The following is a 19,184-nucleotide window of genomic DNA, read 5'->3' on the forward strand; positions in this document are numbered from 1 at the left end:
TTGAACGTCTTTTCACTTTATTTTCAGTAGTTATGCAGCAAGGTTTCAGCCTTTGAAAGTAAAATAAGTATCTATATTCCTTGTATTTAGGGCTAATGGGATATGAGGTGAAAGTTGCTTCTTGTGAAACCGCATTAGGGACAGCTCGTATATTCTTAAAGCAATTTGAAAAAGCGGAAGAACATTTCAATCGTTCCATTGACCTTTTGCAAAAACATAATGAAGAAAAATTGATTTTAATAGTAAGGCATAATCTAGGACTATTATATGCAACTCAAAATTTATCTAAATTAGCAATTCGTCATTTATCAGAAGTCACAGAGAAGAATATTGCCCATTTTAAAGCAGTGTTCTTACAAGCGCGTGAACACTATAAGCTAAGAAAAACAAATATTGTAAAAGAACTTATTGAAAAAGGATTAGCAGTTTGTATGGAATTAGGAAATGAAGAGTATGTATATCATTTCAATATTTTACGTTCTCTTAATGAAGATGAAGCAATTAAACTCTTAGAAGAAGTGAAAAAAGTATTTCTTACTTCGAAAAGCAAGGTTTATGGGATTTCGTAGAAGAATATGCAGATCTAAAAAAGGAAGAAATTATACAATAATCACATGCTATCATTTTTAATAGCTAATTAACAAAAGGACTCCAATTATGGAGTCCCTTTGTTAATGGGATAATGCTTTAGTTTATCTAATTATAACAATATTTGTAAAAAGTGTAAAGGGGTCCTAGTTTGGAGGGGGAATTATTTAATCTTTTTTATTTAATAAAGGGATGATATTTAGTTATCTGCGCTTCTTAATTATGTTTTTTATCACAATTTGAAGTAAATTTCAGTTAATCTTATTTATTTTATAGGAATTATAAGTTATACTAAAAGTAGGTGCAAAATGTACCATTTGAAAAAGAGTGCATTGCAAAAAGGAATCCGTAAAGGATTCCTTTTTTGTTTCTTTTAAAATGAAGCAACGTTCTAATTATCTCTTTCTTTTTTTATGAATGAACTACCAATGTATAAATTTAAAAGGTATTTTTGGAAAATTGCCATATTCCTGTAACAAAACAAAGGTATGTTATGTGTGTTAAATATAAAGAGAAAGAAGGAAAAGTTGTGAAAAAAGTTTTGCCAATTGTTGCGTTATTAGGCATGATGAGTTTTGGAGTACAGGAAATGAATGTAAGAGCTGATACATACCACAAGGGCGATTCAAAAATTAGTTTTTGGGATTCGAAAAGAAAGGGTACTAATTTCATGAATAGTACGTCATTACCTGAAAACTATAAAAGTGCAAAAGAAGCTAATATTGAATATGTACGTTTAGCACCTGATAAATGGGTAAAAGATAAAGATTTTCTATTTGAGGATAAACCAGATACTTCTGGAAAGGATTTTCTGATAGGTAATGCAGATAACTATCGGGGATTAGTAAAGGAAGATCTAGAAAAATTAAAGGCGGATTTAGATGCCGCACAATCACAAGGAATGAAAGTCGTTCTTACAATGTTATCCTTACCTGGTGATCGATGGCGCCAATTTAATAATAATAAGAATGACGACAGAATATGGGAAGAAGAGAAGTATCAAGAACAAGCAAGTCAATTTTGGAAGGACCTCGCTCTGGAACTAAAAGATCACCCCGCGGTGGTTGGTTATAATATTATAAATGAACCACATCCAGAAACAGCTAAAAATAATAGATATAATGATTTTTGGACGGAAGATTACGAGAAATGGTATGCAAAAGTGGAGGGAACGACAGCGGATTTAAACAGATTTTATGAAAAGGTGATTAACTCCATTCGTGAAGTAGACCAAGAAACACCGGTTATTTTAGATTCAGGTTTATATGCTACTCCATGGGCCTTTAAATACTTAAAGCCAGTAAAGGATAAAAAAACGCTTTACGCATTTCATATGTATGAACCATATGAATTAACGAGTCAAGGTGAAAAGAAAAATAAAGAATATCAATATCCAGGATTAGTAAAAGTAGGAGACTTAGAGAAACCTGTAATGTGGAATAAGCAGGGATTAGAGAAATTTTTGAAGCCAATTCAACAATGGTCTAAGAAAAATCATGTACCATCTAATCGAATTATTGCAGAGGAGTTTGGAATTAACCGTACTGTTCCAGGTGCTACCCAATACATGCAAGATCTTATTTCTATCTTTAACCAAAAAGGATGGCATAAATCATTCTATGCATTCCGTGAAGACACATGGACAGGGATGAATTATGAATTGGGAACAGAAAAAATAAAATGGGATGAAGAGGGTAAACCGATGCGTCAAGATAATTCACTCTGGGATGTAATAAAAAAAGATTTACAAACGCGTAAATAGTTTAGAATATTAGGCTTAAGGACTAAATGTAAGCATCTAATTCAAATAGAATTAGATGCTTTTTATTTCGAAAAAAGATGGAGTTGAATTAAAGATTCCATCTTTTCTTTTGCATAAAGAGTACCAATCAGGTTTATTTACAACGAAAAATAAGATTTTTAGAGAATAGCTTAGAAAAAAATTGTGGAGGTTCAAACAAATGTGGTCACAATTGTTTAAACCTTTAAAGTAAAAAAAATTTATGAATTTTTCGTGAGATCCCAACCTTTAAATGTTGTAATTTATTTACTTATTTCTCCAATTGGATATATTTCTCTAATTGGATGGAAGTTTAGAATACAGAATCAAAACATAATAGGCTGTTATCGATGAGTTTATCGTAAAGTTGTTATTTAATGTGTCATCAAATAACATTTATATACAATAATACATAAAGAAAAGGAGATATTTATGAAAAAATATAGAGTAATAGACACAATTTAAATAGTATGAATAGTTTAGATTGTAAAAACATGGAGAAGAAAACAAAAAAACTTAAGAGTACTAAGGAAAAATGAGGGAGATAATATGGGGAATAATTCAAAACATAAAACTAGAAAAATACTTGCGGCCACTGCTACAGTAACTATGCTTGCGACTGGAATGATTTTTTCATCGGATGTCTTTGCGGAGCAAAAGGAGCAGCAAAAAAATTTATCGACATCATTGCAAAAAGAAAAGTCAGTTAAATCAGAAAATAGAACATTTACAGTCCCAGGAAAAGGGGATGTTGAGGTACTGAAACAACAGGAAAGAAAAAGTATGGCATTTAGTCCATATGAACCAACTGGTTTATATGCAAAGCCAAATGAACAAATAACGATTAATGTAGAAGGTAATCAAGATATTCAGGTATATATTGGAACTTATTCGTATGATGCTTCTTGGAGAGAAGATTCTAAGATAAAATCATTTACATTAAAACCTGGTATAAACACAATCCAATCTCCAAGTGGGGGGATGATTTATTTTTATAATAAACAACAAGGGGGTACCATTCGAACAACAATCACAACAGGTGGAACGACTACGCCTTTCTTTGAACTAGGAAAGCATACGAAACAAGATTTAATAAACATGCTGGACCAATATCCTAATGCACATGCAGTGGAGTTAAAAGGAGAACGTGTATTAATTACGGCCAGCCTTGCACGTGTTAAGAAATATTTGTTGGGTTCTAATACAGATCCTGTACAACTCTTAAAAAAGATGGATGAAGCTACTCGAATTCAAGACAAAGTAGCTGGATTATCCGAAGAACAAGTAGATAAACATTATGTTCATTACGTAGAAGAAAATCATTCTCCCGATTATTATATGTATGCAACTTCTTATCGAACAGCATATGTAGGAGATGCAATCCAATACGTGTTAGATATTAATAAATTTATAACAGATGGTTGGGGCCCTTGGCATGAGGCAGGACATTTGAGACAACAATCGCCCTGGAAGTTTTATAATATGACAGAAGTACAAAATAATATATACAGCCTTTCTGTAGAAAAAGCATTTAATCAACCATCCAACTTAGAGAAAAGTGGAATTTATCCAAAAGCATTTCAATATCTAGAACAAGTGAATAAAAATTATGATGAAATTAGCGATGTTTTTGTAAAGCTTGTTATGCTTTGGCAACTACAGTTAGCGTATGGAGAGGATTTCTATCCTAAATTGCATCAATTGTATAGAGACATGCCTTCAGGTGAACTTCCACAAACTGATGATAATAAAAAACAATTATTTATGATTTCAGCATCAAAAGTAGCCAAACAAAATTTGATTCCTTTCTTTGAGAAGTGGGGATTACGTCCAAATAACGATACCATTCAAAAAGTAGCTGCATTAGGATATCCAATTTTAACAGCAGAGATTTGGAAGAGTACGGATTCTAATCCAATTAAACCAGATATGCCTAATGTAAATAATATTTTAGAAGGAAACCAGTTTGCATGGTCGCTGAAAGGGATTAGTGATTTCGAGTTTGCTAAAATTAATTTCAATAAATCGACAGAAGAAATGCAAGTAGACTTAAAAGCAGGCGTACCGCATCATTATTTTAATGAAACATATGCGAGTATTAAAGTACAAAATGCATCAGGGAAAGTAGTATACAATAAAGACATTTATGGAAATAAACAACAAAATGCTGAATCGCAAAAAGTTTCAGTCAAAGTAGGAGATTATATTGAGTTAACACATCTAGAAGGTGTGCATAGAGCTACTCTCACAAATGTAGATAATAGTAAACAAGAGAGCTTTGGAAAAAAAGCCATGTACGAAGTTACAAAGGAAGGTCTGAAGAAAGTAAATCAAATTGTTAATCCGAAACCAGATACAGAAGCTCCCACACAGCCACAAGGATTATATGCAAGCAACCTTACTTCTAACAGTGTAGAGCTAAAATGGAATCCTTCTACAGATAATGTAGGTGTAAAAGAATATCAGGTATTACGCGATGGACAATTGATTCAAACGGTACAAGGAACGACGTTTACTGATCAAAACTTAACAGTTAATAAGGAATATAAATATGCAGTGAAGGCTGTAGATGCAGCTGGAAATACATCAATCCAAAGTGAAATTCTTCTTGTAAAAACCAAAGATCAAAATGTATCTTATGAAAAATGGGATCCAAAGAAGGCATATACAAAGGGGGATAAAGTAGAACATCAAGGGACAGTGTATGAAGCTGTTCAAAATCATCAAGGAAATGGTGACCCGAATTGGATATTTGCACTATCGTTATGGAAAGCAATTACAATCAATTAATATGTAAGAATCAGATGTAAAGATAGAACAACATCCAGTATTTTAAAGAATTACTGGATGTTGTTTGAATTTTGATAGATTTCTCTACTACGTTAGTATTCAATAATAAAAATTAGAAAAGGATGTAGATTAGTGATTAGTCAGAAAACAAAGCAAAGATTTAATAAAGTTATTATAATTACCGCAGCATGTAGCATGTTTTCTATGTTTGGAACGTCTATTTTGCACACTAAAGCTGCAACACATTCAGCTGCTCCAGCAGTTTATGTGAGTCCCCAAAATATACCTGCCTCAGATATTATTAGTATAGACTGGTCACCAGTTCAGACACCACCTTATACGTACTGGGCTGTACACAACTGGAATGCAGGTGGTGAAGCTGGAGGATATGCTGGTTTTCAACAACAAAGTGGGTTTGATGAAAATGGAAAACGTACTTTACATTTTGCCTTATGGGATCCAATTTCCTCTAAAGAAGCAATAAAGGCCGAATACTTATCTCCGAATTCGCAAGCTGGACCCTTTGGAGGAGAAGGAACAGGAATGAAGGTTCAAACAACTTATGGTTGGAAAGACTACAATTGGTACACAATGACAATGCGTTCATGGCAAGAAAATGGTCATACTAAATTTGGACAATGGATGAAAGATGTAACAAAGAATAAATGGCATCAAATTGCAATTATGGACTTTCCGGTTGCTAATGTTGCATTTAATCATGGTTTAGGAATGTTTCAAGAAGACTGGGCTGATAGTGGACAGAATGTTCGAGAAGCGCGCTTAAAAAATGGTTATAGCCGAAAATTAGTTGATAAACAATGGAGTTCTTGGAATAATCAAAGTATTTCTGGAACGCATGATAATACTTATCAATATGATGGAGGATCTACTTCAGAATATGTATGGGTCAAAGCAGGAGGTAATACGCAGTCTACTATTGGGGCAGGAAAAATATTCACGCTAAATCAACCTACTCAACCTGAAATAGGAAAATTAGATTTTGATATCCAATCTATATATTATGAAAATGAAAAATTAAATGTATCTTGGAAACTAAAAGAAAATAGTACACCGCAATTTAAGGGGAAAATTGAAATTTATAACAATGAAAATATGACGGGCCAACCTATTAACGTAATTAATGATATTAAATCTTATCAAAATGGAATCAGTCAATCTATATCATTACCAACAAATGCTTATGCAAAAATTGTATTAACGGATATATTTGATCAAACTGTTGAGAAAAAGGTACAAATCAAAAATGAATCTCCAAACATTTTTGAAGGTAATGAATTTGCATGGTCGCTGAAAGGGATTGGAGATTTTGAATTTGCGAAAGTAAATTTAAATAAATCAACAGAAGAAATGCAAATTGATCTAAAAGCAGGTGTACCACATGACTACTTTGATAGTACATATGCAAGTATTAAAGTGCAAAACACATCAGGTAAAGTGGTCTATAACAAAGAGATTTATGGAAACAAACAGCAAAATGCTGAATCGCAGAAAGTTCCAGTCAAAGTAGGCGATTATATAGAGTTAACACATCTAGAAGGTGTACATAGAGCTACTCTTACAAATGTAGATAATAGTAAACAAGAGAGCTTTGGAAAAAAAGCCCTATACGAAGTTACAAAGGAAGGCCTGAAGAAAATAGAAAAAATGCCAGAAGCAACAATTTTAGAAGGAAACAAGTTTGCATGGTCATTAAAAGGATATAGTGATAGAGAAATTGCAAAAGTAGATTATGATAAAACGGTAGAAGAGATGAAGGTAAAACTAGAAGCAGGTGTACCACATTCCTATTTTGCTAGTACGTATGCTAGTATTAAGGTCCAGAATTCTTCTGGTAACGTTCTGTACAATAAGGAAATCGTGGGAAATAAACAACAAAATGCTGAAAGCCAAACTGTGCCCGTCAAGGTAGGGGATTACATTGAATTTACCCATATAGAAGGAGAAGCAACAAAGGAAAAAACGCGAGCAACTTTAATTAACCTTGAAAATAACAAAAATGAAACCATTGGAAAAACAGCAAGATATCAAGTTACAAAAGAAGGCTTGAAGAAAGTAGAAAAAATGCCAGAAACAACGGTTTTAGATGGAAATCATTTTAGGTGGTCTTTAAAGGGATATAATAATCGAGAAATCGCGAAAATAGAATATAACAAAGCAACAGAAAAAATGCAGCTTAAATTAGAAGCGGGTATACCCCATCCTTATTTTACTAATACGTATGCAAGCATTAAAGTCCAGAATTTATCCGGTAATATTTTGTACAATAAAGAAATTATAGGAAATAGACAACAAGATGCTGAGAGCCAAACCGTTTCAGTCAAAGTAGGAGATTGTATTGAGTTTACTCATATAGAGGGAGAAGCACAAACGGAAAAGACACGCGCCACACTTACTAATCTTGAGAATAGTAAACAGGAGTATATGGGAAAGAAAAGAATATATCAGGTTACCTCTATGGGATTATTAATAAAGTCATAGATTTCACTACAAAAGTTAAATTATAGATATATATATTATATAAAAATCTTAACCATTATACGCATTAAAAAATTCTCAAGAGAATATAGATTGGCGGGTATAGTATGAACATATTCAAAGGGTTTCTAATTTCATCAATTGCAATGACCACATTTGTAGGAACAGATTTAATCCTACAAAATGATAGTATTCATAATAAAGTTTACGCTGAATCTAATAATGTCACATACAAAGAAAGAGATTCACAGGAAGAAAGATTAATTGTAAAGTTTAAAAATCAAATTGACTTACCTTATGAAGATGGTATTGAGAAACGAATAAAAAATGGGGATTATGATAACAATTTAAAGCAGTTATTTTCCGAAAATACAAAACTTACTTTGAATCGTCTGTTCTCATCTGTAAATCCGATAGAGATTGAAAAGTTATCAGTACAATCTAAATCAGTTGCTAATGAATCAGCTAATAATTTATTAAATTATTATATTGTACAAGCTCCTAATAACATAGAAATAGAATTATTACTGAAAAAATTTGAAACATCTCCTCTCGTAGAGGAGGCTTATATACAAGAAAAACAAATTTTGACCCCTCCTGAAATACAGTTACCAAATTTATCTGTTAATCCGTACGATGACCCTAGATTTAAAAATCAAGGATATCTTGAAGCGGCACCAAAGGGAATTAATGCCTCGCATGCTTGGAGCATTAAAGGTGGTGATGGGAAGGATACAACTTTTGTGGATATGGAATATGGATGGTTATTGAACCATGAGGATTTAGTCAATAAAAATATTAAGCTTATGTCGGGACAAAATATAAGCCAGCATAGAGCTCATGGTACTTCTGTATTAGGAATTGTTTCATCTGAAGATAATCAAATTGGAAATATTGGAATTGCACCAAAAGCAAATGTAAAAGTAATATCCCAGATTAGGGATAATGGAATTTATAATACAGCGGATGCTATTTTAAGTGCTGTACATAATTTACAAGCGGGAGATATTCTTTTATTAGAGGCACAAGCTTCGTATGATGGGTATGGGGATAAATATTTACCTGTAGAAGTACATCCAGATATTTTTGATGCAATTCGTGTTGGTACAGATAAAGGGATTATTATTATAGAAGCTGGCGCAAATGGTTCAAACGACTTAGATAATTTTAAAGATCGTAATGGAAAAAAGATTTTAAATCGAAATAGTCCAGACTTCAAGGATTCAGGTGCTATTATGGTTGGGGCGGGATCATCAACTGTTCCACATCAACGTTTATGGTTTTCAAATTATGGAAGTCGATTAGATGTATATGGATGGGGAGAAAATGTTGATACAACATCAGCAAATCCAAGTCAAAATACTACAAATTTATATACATCAACATTTAGTGGAACATCAAGTGCTTCACCAATTATTGCTGGAGCAGCAACTTCGATTCAAGGTATTGCTAAAGAACATCGAGGTTCTCCTTATACACCAGCCGAATTAAGAAATATCTTAAGTAATCCGAATACAGGAACAAAATCTCAAGATCCGTGGAATGATAGAATAGGTGTTTTACCTGATCTAAAATCTATATTAGATAACTTAGGTTTTAATTCAGATATCCCGAACTCTTCTAGTATTTTAGAAGGAAACCAGTTTGCATGGTCACTAAAAGGAATTAGTGATTTCGAGTTTGCAAAAATTAATTTCAATAAGTCGACAGAAGAAATGCAAATCGACTTAAAAGCAGGCGTACCGCATCATTATTTTAATCAGACATATGCGAGTATTAAAGTACAAAATGCAACAGGGAAAGTAGTATACAATAAAGACATTTATGGAAACAAACAACAAAATGCTGAATCGCAAAAAGTTCCAGTTAAAGTAGGAGATTATATTGAGTTGACACACCTAGAAGGTGTGCATAGAGCTACTTTAATAAATGTAGACAGCAGTAAACAAGAAAGTTTTGGAAAAAAAGTCATGTACGAAGTTACAAAAGAAGGCTTGAAGAAAGTAGAAAAAATGCCAGAAACAACGGTTTTAGATGGAAATCATTTTAGGTGGTCTTTAAAAGGATATAGTGATAGAGAAATCGCAAAAGTTGATTATAATAGGACAACAGAGAAAATGCAGGTGAATTTAGAAGCAGGCGTACCACATTCTTACTTTAATCAGACATATGCAAGTATTACAGTAAAGAATTCAACCGGTAATGTTGTGTATAATAAGGAAATAGTGGGAAACAGACAACAAACTGCTGAAATCCAAACGGTGTCCTTAAAAGCGGGGGATTACATTGAGTTTACCCATATAGAAGGGGAAGCAGTAAAGGAAAAGACACGTGCTACACTTCTTAACCTTGAGAATAATAAACAAGAATATATAGGCAAAAAAAGAACCTATCAAGTTACTTCAACGGGATTAAACAAAATAGATTAACATGAAGAACCTTCTAATTATTCGTTAGATGCAAATAGTCGTTCATTATGAACGGCTATTTGGTTTTTATTTAAAGAAAAGTGAAATGAAAATACTCTCTCTTTTGTATATACTCTCCTTGCTATCAACTGCTATATTTGTTTATCAGGGGGGATTTTAAAAATGTGCTTGAGAATTGATAAATGTTTAAGTGCTATAGATTTGAGAAAAAAGAAACAGAATAGTAAGGTATTTATTGATAAAACCCCTCTTCCGTTACAATATTTTACATATTTGGTATGATGTATATGAGTTCTATGCATATTAAGGGAGGAATGGGAATGAAGAGGTTCATAACACGTGCAAGTGGTAATACAATCTCAAAAAAGTTAGTTTTAATGATGTTGCCGATGGTTTTAATGATATTGATGATTACACCATCGAATGATGTATCGGCAGCAAATCTATCAAGAGCAGGTTCACTAAAAGGCGTGAATTTATTTAATGGAAGTTGGACAGTTGCTATACAGGCAGCAAATTTACAATATGTTTCTGCTGAGCCATCGGGTAATGTAGTAGCAAATCGTAATGCAGTTAATGAATGGGAGAAATTTGAATTAATTCCGACTGGGGAATTATATACGTTTGCTTTAAAAGCAAAAAGTAATGGAAAGTACGTTTCGTTTGAGCCAAACGGTAGAGTAGTAGCAGATCGTACATCAATTGGGGCATGGGAAAAATTTATCTTATATAATGGTGGAGACAATAGGATATATGTATTACAAGCACTAAGTAATGGTAGGTTTATATCAGCAAATGGTGGTAGAGAATTAACTGCTAATAGTTATGTAGCTGGAAGTTGGGAAAGATTTGTTATTGTATACTTCTAAACTTTGAAGTGTTATATATCTAAATAATAATGGCATGTTTAGTTTGTATAAACGCCTAATACAAGAAAGTATTAAGTATTTAATACAAGTGTATATTAACATGTAAAAGGGCTGCAAGTAATTAGCAGTCCTTTTGCATGTTAAATAAGGACTTACTGAGGTTATAATGAAAAGAAAAAGAACCCTATAGGGTTCTTTTTCAAGGCATATTAACAGTAAGGAGAATCATGAAATGCTACTTCAAATCTTTATTAGGGGAAAGATTTTGAATAAGCTTAACATACATCAATTTTTACATAAATGTAAGATATAGTAAATTGATAATGTTTATACTTATTATTGCTAATATTCAATTAAGATAGTTAATACTATTTATATAGTGTTAACTGGTGTATAGTACAGTATAGATTTAGAAATTTAATATTAGATTACATTTGTTAAAAAAGTTAATAGATATATTTTTTCAAATTCTAACTAACATTTAAACGGTTTTAATTGAAATTGGTTGTGTATTAACCTTTATAAGCCAATAAAATAAACAAAGACCCTGTAATAAATACAGGGCCGGATACAGGGTTAAGGGAACGCATAGTTTCTTAATATCATAGTAGCATATATTCTTTGTATAGCTACATGAGGATTTTGACAGAATTAAGAACAAGACAGAAATTCTGTAAGAAAGCAAATATAGTGCTGGAAATGTGATTGGAAATTAAGTTATAAGTATATTGAAATAGATGAAAATTCTTGAGTGTATGATTAAATTACCTTTAAATATGAGGCTTAGGTTAGAGGGCTAATTGGATCTTACTAAATAGGAGAAATGTTTTTTAGATTAAAAGAAGAAAAGACACCTTTTGGGTGTCTTTTCTTTAGATAAACAGTTCACATATTGCTGAATTAGATACGAAACCATAATTCGACTAAGAAGTAAATCTTAACATAATCTGAACAGAAAAAATATGTAATATTACATTTTTAGTTTTTAATTATTTTACTCAATATAGAGAAGCAACGTAAATAAAAGGGCATGCAGTCGTATCTGCAGCCCTTTTTAGGAGGAATTCAAGACACCATTAGGACACGTATCGGTAAACAGGTTCAAAAATAGTATGTGTGAAAAGAAAAAGTCCTATACCAAAAGTAGACAGGATCTTATCTTTTTTACATTTTAAAAAATGAAATGCTGTCCTTTTGAAATCAGTACAGCACACATTTGGTTTGTAATGAAATTAGAAAAAGTATACATGAAAATGGCAGACAACTATTTTGTTGCCTGCCGGTGCCAGTGGATTGAATGAGTTAGTCAATTCAATAAATTGTGCTATCTCATTACCAGAAGAGTGAAGCCGCTAGTTCAAACGGCTTAGACATAGTTTGTTTAATAAAGAAAAAATTATGGGTAGAAATTTTGTTTGCTCTATATGAAAAGATAAATAGATATTCATCAGACAAGGATAATTTAGCATATCTTGAATAGGGTGTAGGAACGAATTAAAGAAAGGGATATTTGTTTAGGAAGGGACTGACTCAGGAGTGGGACTTTCGGACAGGGTTTGGGGAGCGGTGATTGCCTTTGGCATTGCGACTAATATCGTTGCTTGTATAATGGCAGTATACATTCAAAAATATGAGCTAATGATAAATCATCTTACAAATATTTTATTTTTAATAATTATCTCTTTAACGTTTATAAAGATGAAAATTAACAGATGGGTGGCTTTAGGATTTACATTAGTTGTAATAGAGAAAGGTATTAAAGCGGGCTATGACTTCTACACACATAATTATTATAGTGTCAGTTGGAGTTTAGCTATCATTGTCTATTGCATATACGAGATGGAAAAGTATTATATTGAAATAAACGAATAGGCGCAACAAAAAGGTGTTAGTAGGTGGAATTCTTTTTAAAATACTATAAAAAAGACACTACAAGAGTGTCTTTTTTTTGAAAATACTCTATAATTAACTTTGGGGAAGGTAATGTTAGAGTATTCGTTTAGCATTATCTTTATATTTGATAAACCATGAAATCGAAAGATTTTGTGGTTTATTTTATGAACAATAGATATTACAGTATTGGCAGTGAGTTATTAACCATTTTAAGCATTAGGGGAGAATGGATTAAAAGTCTAACATCGAATAACGGTTCCGGAATATAGTGTTGCGAAATGATCTCCCATATCCCAAACGGTACTTGCCTGTATATAGCCCTTAAAGCCTTCTGAAGAATAATAAATCTCTTTTGGTATACTTTCTTTAGTTTGGAAATGTGCTTTAGAGTACTTTACATAATGGTTTTTAACAACTTTTGCTTCTGGAACAATAGTGTTTTTTTGTTCCAATTTTGGCCTAGCACTAGAAGGTGGTATGAATTTTATATTGTCTTGGTAATTAGGATCTAAGGTGTCAGCTTGTACACTGTGTGACGAAACAAAGGTGCTTAGACTACTTCCCGCGATTAAAGTTGCAAATACTAACTTTGAGAATTTTGTTAATCTACTCATTCTATAATCTCCTTTTTATTATTTTGTAAGGTATCTCCTTACACCTCACAGTCTATATCCACTACAAAAGGGTGTACATACATATTGATAGACAAAATTCTACAAAATACCGCATGTTTTTGGGATTTATGTATAATAATCCAATGTCTAATAATCTATCAAAAGTAAAAAGGTAGGTCTTATATAAAAGAAAATGAATAATTTATGCAGGTAATGTATATGGAATTATTGTTTAAATATTCTAAAATGAGTTGATAAAGATGTTGGTAGGTTTTTTGGAAAACAAATAATTCCCTAGGTGAAATTTGGAAGGAAGATTCTCTGTTAGAGTTTTTATAAGGGAATTCATTTTCGTAGATTCAAAATGTAAAAATAACTAAAAGAGCAAGTGTTTCAATGGGTAAAAAGCTATGTTGAGTCTTTTTTCTCTGTCGGTGGTCGTCTAATCAATGAAATGACGGATGCTTATGATAGTTTGTGTCTAGCAACATTCGTGTATAAACGAATGAATTAAGAAAAGGGTGAAATATTGGATAACTCGAAATGGATGCCTTTAAGTAATGTTGATGATGATGAGGAAATTTGGGTAGGAGCAAGAGTTAGGGTGTACAATGTTGGTATGAATAGAGAAGATAAAGAAAATAATTTCTATGAATATATTATTTCTTATATCTACGACAACACTAACTACTTACAACTAACTAATTTAACAACAGGAAAAGCAGGTTATATTATTTGTGTCATTGAAAAAGAATTACCAAATAATTATGCTTTGGGCAGAACATTAAAGCAAAGAATAGGTTTAGAAAATACCTATTTTAGATTTGAATAATCAACAAATAAGGGAAGCACCAACTCTAAGGTGTCTTCCCTTATTTAATACTTTTTATCAATAATCAATATTAACAGAGCCTAAATAAAAAAGTGAGAAAAATGATAAACACTCTTCTCACTTTCATCAATTAGGGTGGCATATACATAAATATGCGTTTGGGTGGATTTTGGATGAAAAATCTACATGCATAGTATAACAAAAAAATTATGGCTTTTCGCATGTAATATTGCATATGAAAAATAGTAAAGTTTTAAATTTTAATATTAACAACTTATATATGTGTGTTACAATGTAATTCTCTAATTTATTTTATTCTCCTATTTAGAATTTATAGTTTAGTGATTCAATAATACAAAAGTGGTTGTAATAAATAGATAAAACGATGAAATAATACAGTTAGAATGGTTAAAAGGCAGTTAAATATAAGTATTAAAAGAAATAAATTTACTTATTTATGTTTAGTGAATGTATTATGGTAAGAATTTCATCCGATTGGATTAGCGCTAAACTAGATTTTTATCCAAACAAATCCAATAATTATTTTTTAAATGAAGTATATGTTGCATCAAGTTTATTTGGAATAATTCGTAGTCTAATAATTGCTGAATCTAGAAAAATAACATATTCGAAAGGAGGGCAGATAAAACTCTGTCTGTGAAAATTAAATCTCTAAATTATAAAGTACGGATAATAGGATGTAATTGTGGTTTCATTTCGAATGGTACCATAAATGAATGTGGAAAAGTAAAGGAGAAAAATTTAAATAAACTATATAAGTAGTAAAAATGAAAAGGAGAAGTAGCTAGTGTTTAATATAAAAGAAAGATTGGGGAAAATAAAGCTTAAAACGAAGTTGTCTATGGCATTTATAGCAATATTAATTATACCAAGCCTTATCGTAGGAGTATCATCTTATAATAAAGCAAAAACAGATCTTAATGAAACAATTCTACAATCAGCAAAAGATAATATAAGTATTTTAGATAAGATTGTTGATGATGAATTAGAAAATAAGCATACAGATATCACTCATTTTGCAAAGGTACTCACACAAGGGGATTATAATCCTGAACAATCGCAAAATGTACAGAATAAATTTGATCAATATATACAGTTACATCCAGAGATAGAAACGATTTATACGGCATCCAGTAACAATCAATTTATTCATGCACCTGTTGGAAAAATACCAGAAGGGTTTAATCCGCTAGAAAGCAGTTGGTATAAGGATGCAGTAAAAGCAGATGGAGAGATTATTGTTTCATCTCCATATAAATCAAAGTCTACAGGAAATATGGTAATTGCAATTGCAAAGCAGAATGCAGATAAAAGTGGTGTCATTGGCGTAGATTTGAATATTAAAGATATCGTAAAAACATCCAAAATGATAAAAATTGGGAAGCAAGGATTTGTATCTATAGTTAGTCAAGATAAAACTATAGTTGTTCATCCATCACTAAAACCTGGAGAGAAATTAGATAAAACTTTAGTGGATGAATTGTACAAGACAGAAGATGGAGTAATTACTTATAGCCTCAATGGTGAAGATCGAAACATAAGCTTTAAGACAAATAAAAAAACAGGTTGGAAAATAGCTGGCGTAATGCCTACGAAAGAAATTGAAGAAGCTACCAATCCTATTTTTTATAAAACGCTCACTATAATAGGTGCTTCATTATTGTTAGGTGGAATTGTAATTCTATTCATACTCAAATCTATAATTACTCCACTAAGACAATTAGTCATTTCAGCTCAAAGAATTAGTCAAGGAGATTTAACCGAGAAAATAGATATTCGTTCAAAGGATGAACTTGGTCAATTAGGTGGTAGTTTCAATACAATGGCAGAGTCGTTACGTAATATTATTTCTCAAATTAACACATCTGCAGGACATGTAGCTGCGTCTTCTGAGGAACTAACTGCTAGTGTAGAGCAAGCAAGTGTTGCGACAGAACAAATTACAAAAGAGATGGAAGAAATCTCGAACAGTGCAGAGGTTCAAAATAATGAAGTTGAGTCTGGAGCTGAATTAATTGGTGAGGTAACACGAAATATTCAATACGTAGCTGAGAATGCTTCTGAAGTATCGGCTTCATCCATATACACTAAACAAAAAGCCAATGAAGGTGAACAATTAGTAGAACAAACTGTAACACAAATGCAGTCTATCCATCACTCTGTTTCTCAATCCGATAATGTCATAAAATTATTAGATAAGAAATCACAGCAAATTGGCAGTATATTAGAAGCGATTCAAAATATTGCGGAACAAACAAATTTATTAGCATTAAATGCAGCGATTGAAGCAGCTAGAGCTGGGGAACAGGGGAGAGGATTTGCAATTGTTGCCGATGAAGTTAGAAAGTTGGCGGAGCAATCATCCGAATCTTCAATGGAAATTGGAAGTTTAATTAAGGAAATACAAGCAGACGTATATGAGACTGTAAAAGCTATGAATGAAGTAGGCGTAGAAGTACAGTCGGGAATTAAAGTTGCTAACGATACAAAACAAAGTTTTTATGAGATTTCAAAATCTGCAAATGATATTGTGTCAAAAGTGCATGGTATGGTGGAACTATCTAATACAATGACTACTGATGCAATGAAAGTCGATACATCGATTGATCAAATAGCTATGGCTGTAAAAGAAAATTCTTCAAGTATGCAAACGATAGCTGGTTCATCTGAGGAACAACATGCTTCTATGGAAGAGATAAATTCTTCAGCAATACAATTAGCACAGATGGCGGAAGAACTTCAAGAGTTAATTGGTGGATTTAAGATTTAAGTTGAGATTCTAGGAGAGAATGCTAGAATCTTGTTACAGAGTGGAAATGAAAAATCTTATAACATAGTAAATAAGTATAATATGTACTCTCTATGCGTATTGAACAGGCAGATAAGCCATTTAAAAACCCTCCATTTGGAGGGTTTTTAAATACATTTACATTAAATTTGTGGTGGTGCACCACCATAATCGCCAACACTATATGAAGGAGCAGGATAATGCCCATGAGTAGCAAGCTGATCTGTTTTAGAAAACTGAAAAATTCCCACCGTTAATACCCCAATAAAAGCAATGCTTGATAATAATAAGCTAATTTTTTTCATTATTTTAACACTCCTTTTGCGATTGATTTTTGTCTTGCTTGATAACAAATATGGAAATAGTCACTTACTTTTTGGTGGTTCTCTAATTGTCTACATTTTGTGGCAAATAATTCGGCGTATTCGACAACATATTCCCATAATTCTTCTTCCTCAAAGTATAAGATTCCTTCTTGAATGATTTTTTCTAATTCTTCCAATGGAATATTTTCGTTTAATTTTTTTAAAATAGAGAAGTGGTGTGTATATTCTTCGTTATGAATCTCTCTGCAAATCTGTAGTCCCTTATCAATGAGTTGGCTGGCCGTTGATTGTTCTCCTAACTTATAATGTTCCTTAGCTTGTAGGAAGATGGCCTTGAAGTGTGTAGGGATTTTCTCTGTTACTTCTGAAAGGTGACGAATAGCTAAAGTAGACATACTTTGATCAGAATACAGCCACCCCATAGTATTTTTTACGTATAACAAGGAATCTTCTTCCCTATTTTTTTGTAGTAAATCAATTGCACAATGTAGATATTCTTCTGCTTGTTCGTACTGTTTTAAATAGATGCAGCAACCACCTAGCAAACTATTACAAAAGGCTGTTTTTACTTCATAACCTTCGTACTTTGAAAAGATTGCTCTCGATTTATTTGCGTATTCGATAGAAGCGAGATTGTTATAGGTATGGTGATAGAAAGTAGCAATTCTATAGTAAAATTCGGCGTGTTCAATTTCATCTGGTATAGCTACCAATATTTTTTCTGCTAGTTTATAATGTTCCTCTGCCTCAGTATAATTTGATATAAAAGTGGAATGAATGGATTTGAAAAAATGATAATAGAATTGTAGAAATTGATCTGTAGGCATATCATAATCGCTAATAGTATCAAAACTATTTTGTTGAATACCAAGGCTATCTGTTAAGACCTTGTAACGAAATTCGAGTAGTGAATAGTATAGTAACAAATTTTGATCCTGATGCTCTTGATTCGGTTCAATGCTTAACTTATTAATTTTTTCATCAATTTTCTTTTTTAGATTAGTAGCTTTTATAACTTGCTGAGATAGCATAGATCGATACCAGTCGTTCAATAGAGAGGTTAATTGCTCATTTCCTTTTACTGAGACACTCATAATATACGCCCCCATTTTCTAAAAAAATCCTAATCCAATTTAATTATAAACATCATAACAAAATAGAAGAAAAAATGGAGTGATATTACAATATTTTTCAAGAAAATTCATAAAAAACAATCAATTTGTGTCGAATATACGTAGAATAAAACATCCAAAAATAATCAAAAGATGATATGAGTCTTTATACGTTCTATTAGGTGAACTAAGAACTGTGATTGAAGATTTATGAAATTTCTTTTTCTTAAAACGATCAATTATGTATTAATTTTTAGATTATTTTATCGGATAAATATAGTATGTATCACCACCAAATGTATAAATCTTGCGTATGTAAATAAGAAGAGAATAAAGGAAATAAAAAAGAACTTGTAAGAATTCCTACAAGTTCTTTTTTAGATAATGTAAAAGGTGAAACAGACTATGTCATTATTTGTAATAGTAAAATTATCTTACGTATGGTTTTATTTTATAGAAGATGTACTATATTGAAGATTTGTTCTTATTGTTGATTAAAGGGAAATTTAAGACTGGTAAGGGGAAAGTGCATAAAAGAGAAAGTCTCCTTTATTTATTCTGAAAAGATAATTCAAAAAGCTATTTGTGTATAGAATAAGCTATGCATAAATTCATCAACATTGGTGATAATAAATAAGAGAATCAA

General features: G+C 31.8%; 12 protein-coding genes. 9 read left to right on the forward strand and 3 right to left on the reverse strand.

Going from position 1 to position 19,184, the window contains the following annotated elements; all coding sequences use genetic code 11:
• The first annotated feature begins 95 nt into the window (after nt 1-95).
• The 7 genes from QCI79_RS23205 (at nt 96) to QCI79_RS23235 (ending at nt 12,824) form a co-directional block, all read left to right on the forward strand.
• A complete protein-coding gene (locus QCI79_RS23205) occupies nt 96-569 on the forward strand; it encodes a tetratricopeptide repeat protein (protein WP_002026151.1) in 474 nt (157 codons plus the stop codon).
• A gap of 512 nt (nt 570-1,081) precedes the next feature.
• Nucleotides 1,082-2,350, forward strand: a complete 1,269-nt coding sequence (locus QCI79_RS23210) for a glycoside hydrolase family 5 protein (protein WP_002101176.1) — start codon at nt 1,082-1,084, stop codon at nt 2,348-2,350.
• A 567-nt stretch (nt 2,351-2,917) separates the two neighbouring features.
• Nucleotides 2,918-5,158 carry a M60 family metallopeptidase gene (locus QCI79_RS23215; RefSeq protein WP_000527904.1) on the forward strand — a complete coding sequence of 747 codons (2,241 nt, stop codon included), beginning with the start codon at nt 2,918-2,920 and terminating at the stop codon, nt 5,156-5,158.
• A gap of 132 nt (nt 5,159-5,290) precedes the next feature.
• Nucleotides 5,291-7,657: a putative mucin/carbohydrate-binding domain-containing protein gene (locus QCI79_RS23220; protein WP_000625385.1), complete on the forward strand. Its 2,367-nt coding sequence runs from the start codon at nt 5,291-5,293 to the stop codon at nt 7,655-7,657.
• 104 nt (nt 7,658-7,761) lie between these two features.
• The gene (locus QCI79_RS23225; RefSeq protein ID WP_001019977.1) at nt 7,762-10,083 is read left to right on the forward strand and encodes a putative mucin/carbohydrate-binding domain-containing protein; all 2,322 of its coding nucleotides are present in this window, start codon (nt 7,762-7,764) and stop codon (nt 10,081-10,083) included.
• 320 nt (nt 10,084-10,403) lie between these two features.
• A complete protein-coding gene (locus QCI79_RS23230; RefSeq protein WP_000819433.1) occupies nt 10,404-10,952 on the forward strand; it encodes a fascin domain-containing protein in 549 nt (182 codons plus the stop codon).
• 1,536 nt (nt 10,953-12,488) lie between these two features.
• Entirely contained in the window at nt 12,489-12,824 is a 336-nt protein-coding gene (locus QCI79_RS23235; RefSeq protein ID WP_000524433.1) for a hypothetical protein, read from the forward strand.
• Between the two features lie 260 nt (nt 12,825-13,084).
• Here the strand turns inward: QCI79_RS23235 and QCI79_RS23240 are convergent, their stop codons facing one another.
• The gene (locus tag QCI79_RS23240; protein ID WP_000088957.1) at nt 13,085-13,459 is read right to left on the reverse strand and encodes a hypothetical protein; all 375 of its coding nucleotides are present in this window, start codon (nt 13,457-13,459) and stop codon (nt 13,085-13,087) included.
• Nucleotides 13,460-14,006: 547 nt separating this feature from the next.
• Here QCI79_RS23240 and QCI79_RS23245 point away from each other — a divergent pair.
• Both QCI79_RS23245 and QCI79_RS23250 read left to right on the forward strand, forming a co-directional pair.
• On the forward strand, nt 14,007-14,291 hold the full coding sequence (locus tag QCI79_RS23245; RefSeq protein ID WP_002062883.1) for a hypothetical protein: 285 nt from the start codon (nt 14,007-14,009) through the stop codon (nt 14,289-14,291).
• Between the two features lie 808 nt (nt 14,292-15,099).
• Nucleotides 15,100-17,082, forward strand: coding sequence for a methyl-accepting chemotaxis protein (locus QCI79_RS23250; protein ID WP_000481853.1), 1,983 nt, complete (start codon nt 15,100-15,102; stop codon nt 17,080-17,082).
• A gap of 161 nt (nt 17,083-17,243) precedes the next feature.
• Here QCI79_RS23250 and QCI79_RS23255 read toward each other — a convergent pair whose 3' ends face one another.
• Together QCI79_RS23255 and QCI79_RS23260 are read right to left on the reverse strand one after the other, a co-directional pair.
• The gene (locus tag QCI79_RS23255) at nt 17,244-17,405 is read right to left on the reverse strand and encodes a hypothetical protein (RefSeq protein ID WP_000724116.1); all 162 of its coding nucleotides are present in this window, start codon (nt 17,403-17,405) and stop codon (nt 17,244-17,246) included.
• Entirely contained in the window at nt 17,405-18,520 is a 1,116-nt protein-coding gene (locus tag QCI79_RS23260; RefSeq protein WP_000116962.1) for a Rap family tetratricopeptide repeat protein, read from the reverse strand. The genes QCI79_RS23255 and QCI79_RS23260 overlap by 1 nt, the downstream gene beginning before the upstream one ends.
• Nucleotides 18,521-19,184 lie beyond the last annotated feature (664 nt).

This window comes from Bacillus cereus group sp. MG1, assembly GCF_040460035.1.
GTDB lineage: Bacteria > Bacillota > Bacilli > Bacillales > Bacillaceae_G > Bacillus_A > Bacillus_A cereus.

Excerpts from the sequence above, each read along its gene's own strand:
- QCI79_RS23260 (WP_000116962.1), bottom strand. The coding sequence starts at position 18,520 with ATGAGTGTCTCAGTAAAAGGAAATGAGCAATTAACCTCTCTATTGAAC.
- QCI79_RS23205 (WP_002026151.1), top strand. The coding sequence starts at position 96 with ATGGGATATGAGGTGAAAGTTGCTTCTTGTGAAACCGCATTAGGGACA.
- QCI79_RS23245 (WP_002062883.1), top strand. The coding sequence starts at position 14,007 with ATGCCTTTAAGTAATGTTGATGATGATGAGGAAATTTGGGTAGGAGCA.
- QCI79_RS23210 (WP_002101176.1), top strand. The coding sequence starts at position 1,082 with ATGTGTGTTAAATATAAAGAGAAAGAAGGAAAAGTTGTGAAAAAAGTT.
- QCI79_RS23215 (WP_000527904.1), top strand. The coding sequence starts at position 2,918 with ATGGGGAATAATTCAAAACATAAAACTAGAAAAATACTTGCGGCCACT.
- QCI79_RS23225 (WP_001019977.1), top strand. The coding sequence starts at position 7,762 with ATGAACATATTCAAAGGGTTTCTAATTTCATCAATTGCAATGACCACA.
- QCI79_RS23230 (WP_000819433.1), top strand. The coding sequence starts at position 10,404 with ATGAAGAGGTTCATAACACGTGCAAGTGGTAATACAATCTCAAAAAAG.
- QCI79_RS23255 (WP_000724116.1), bottom strand. The coding sequence starts at position 17,405 with ATGAAAAAAATTAGCTTATTATTATCAAGCATTGCTTTTATTGGGGTA.
- QCI79_RS23240 (WP_000088957.1), bottom strand. The coding sequence starts at position 13,459 with ATGAGTAGATTAACAAAATTCTCAAAGTTAGTATTTGCAACTTTAATC.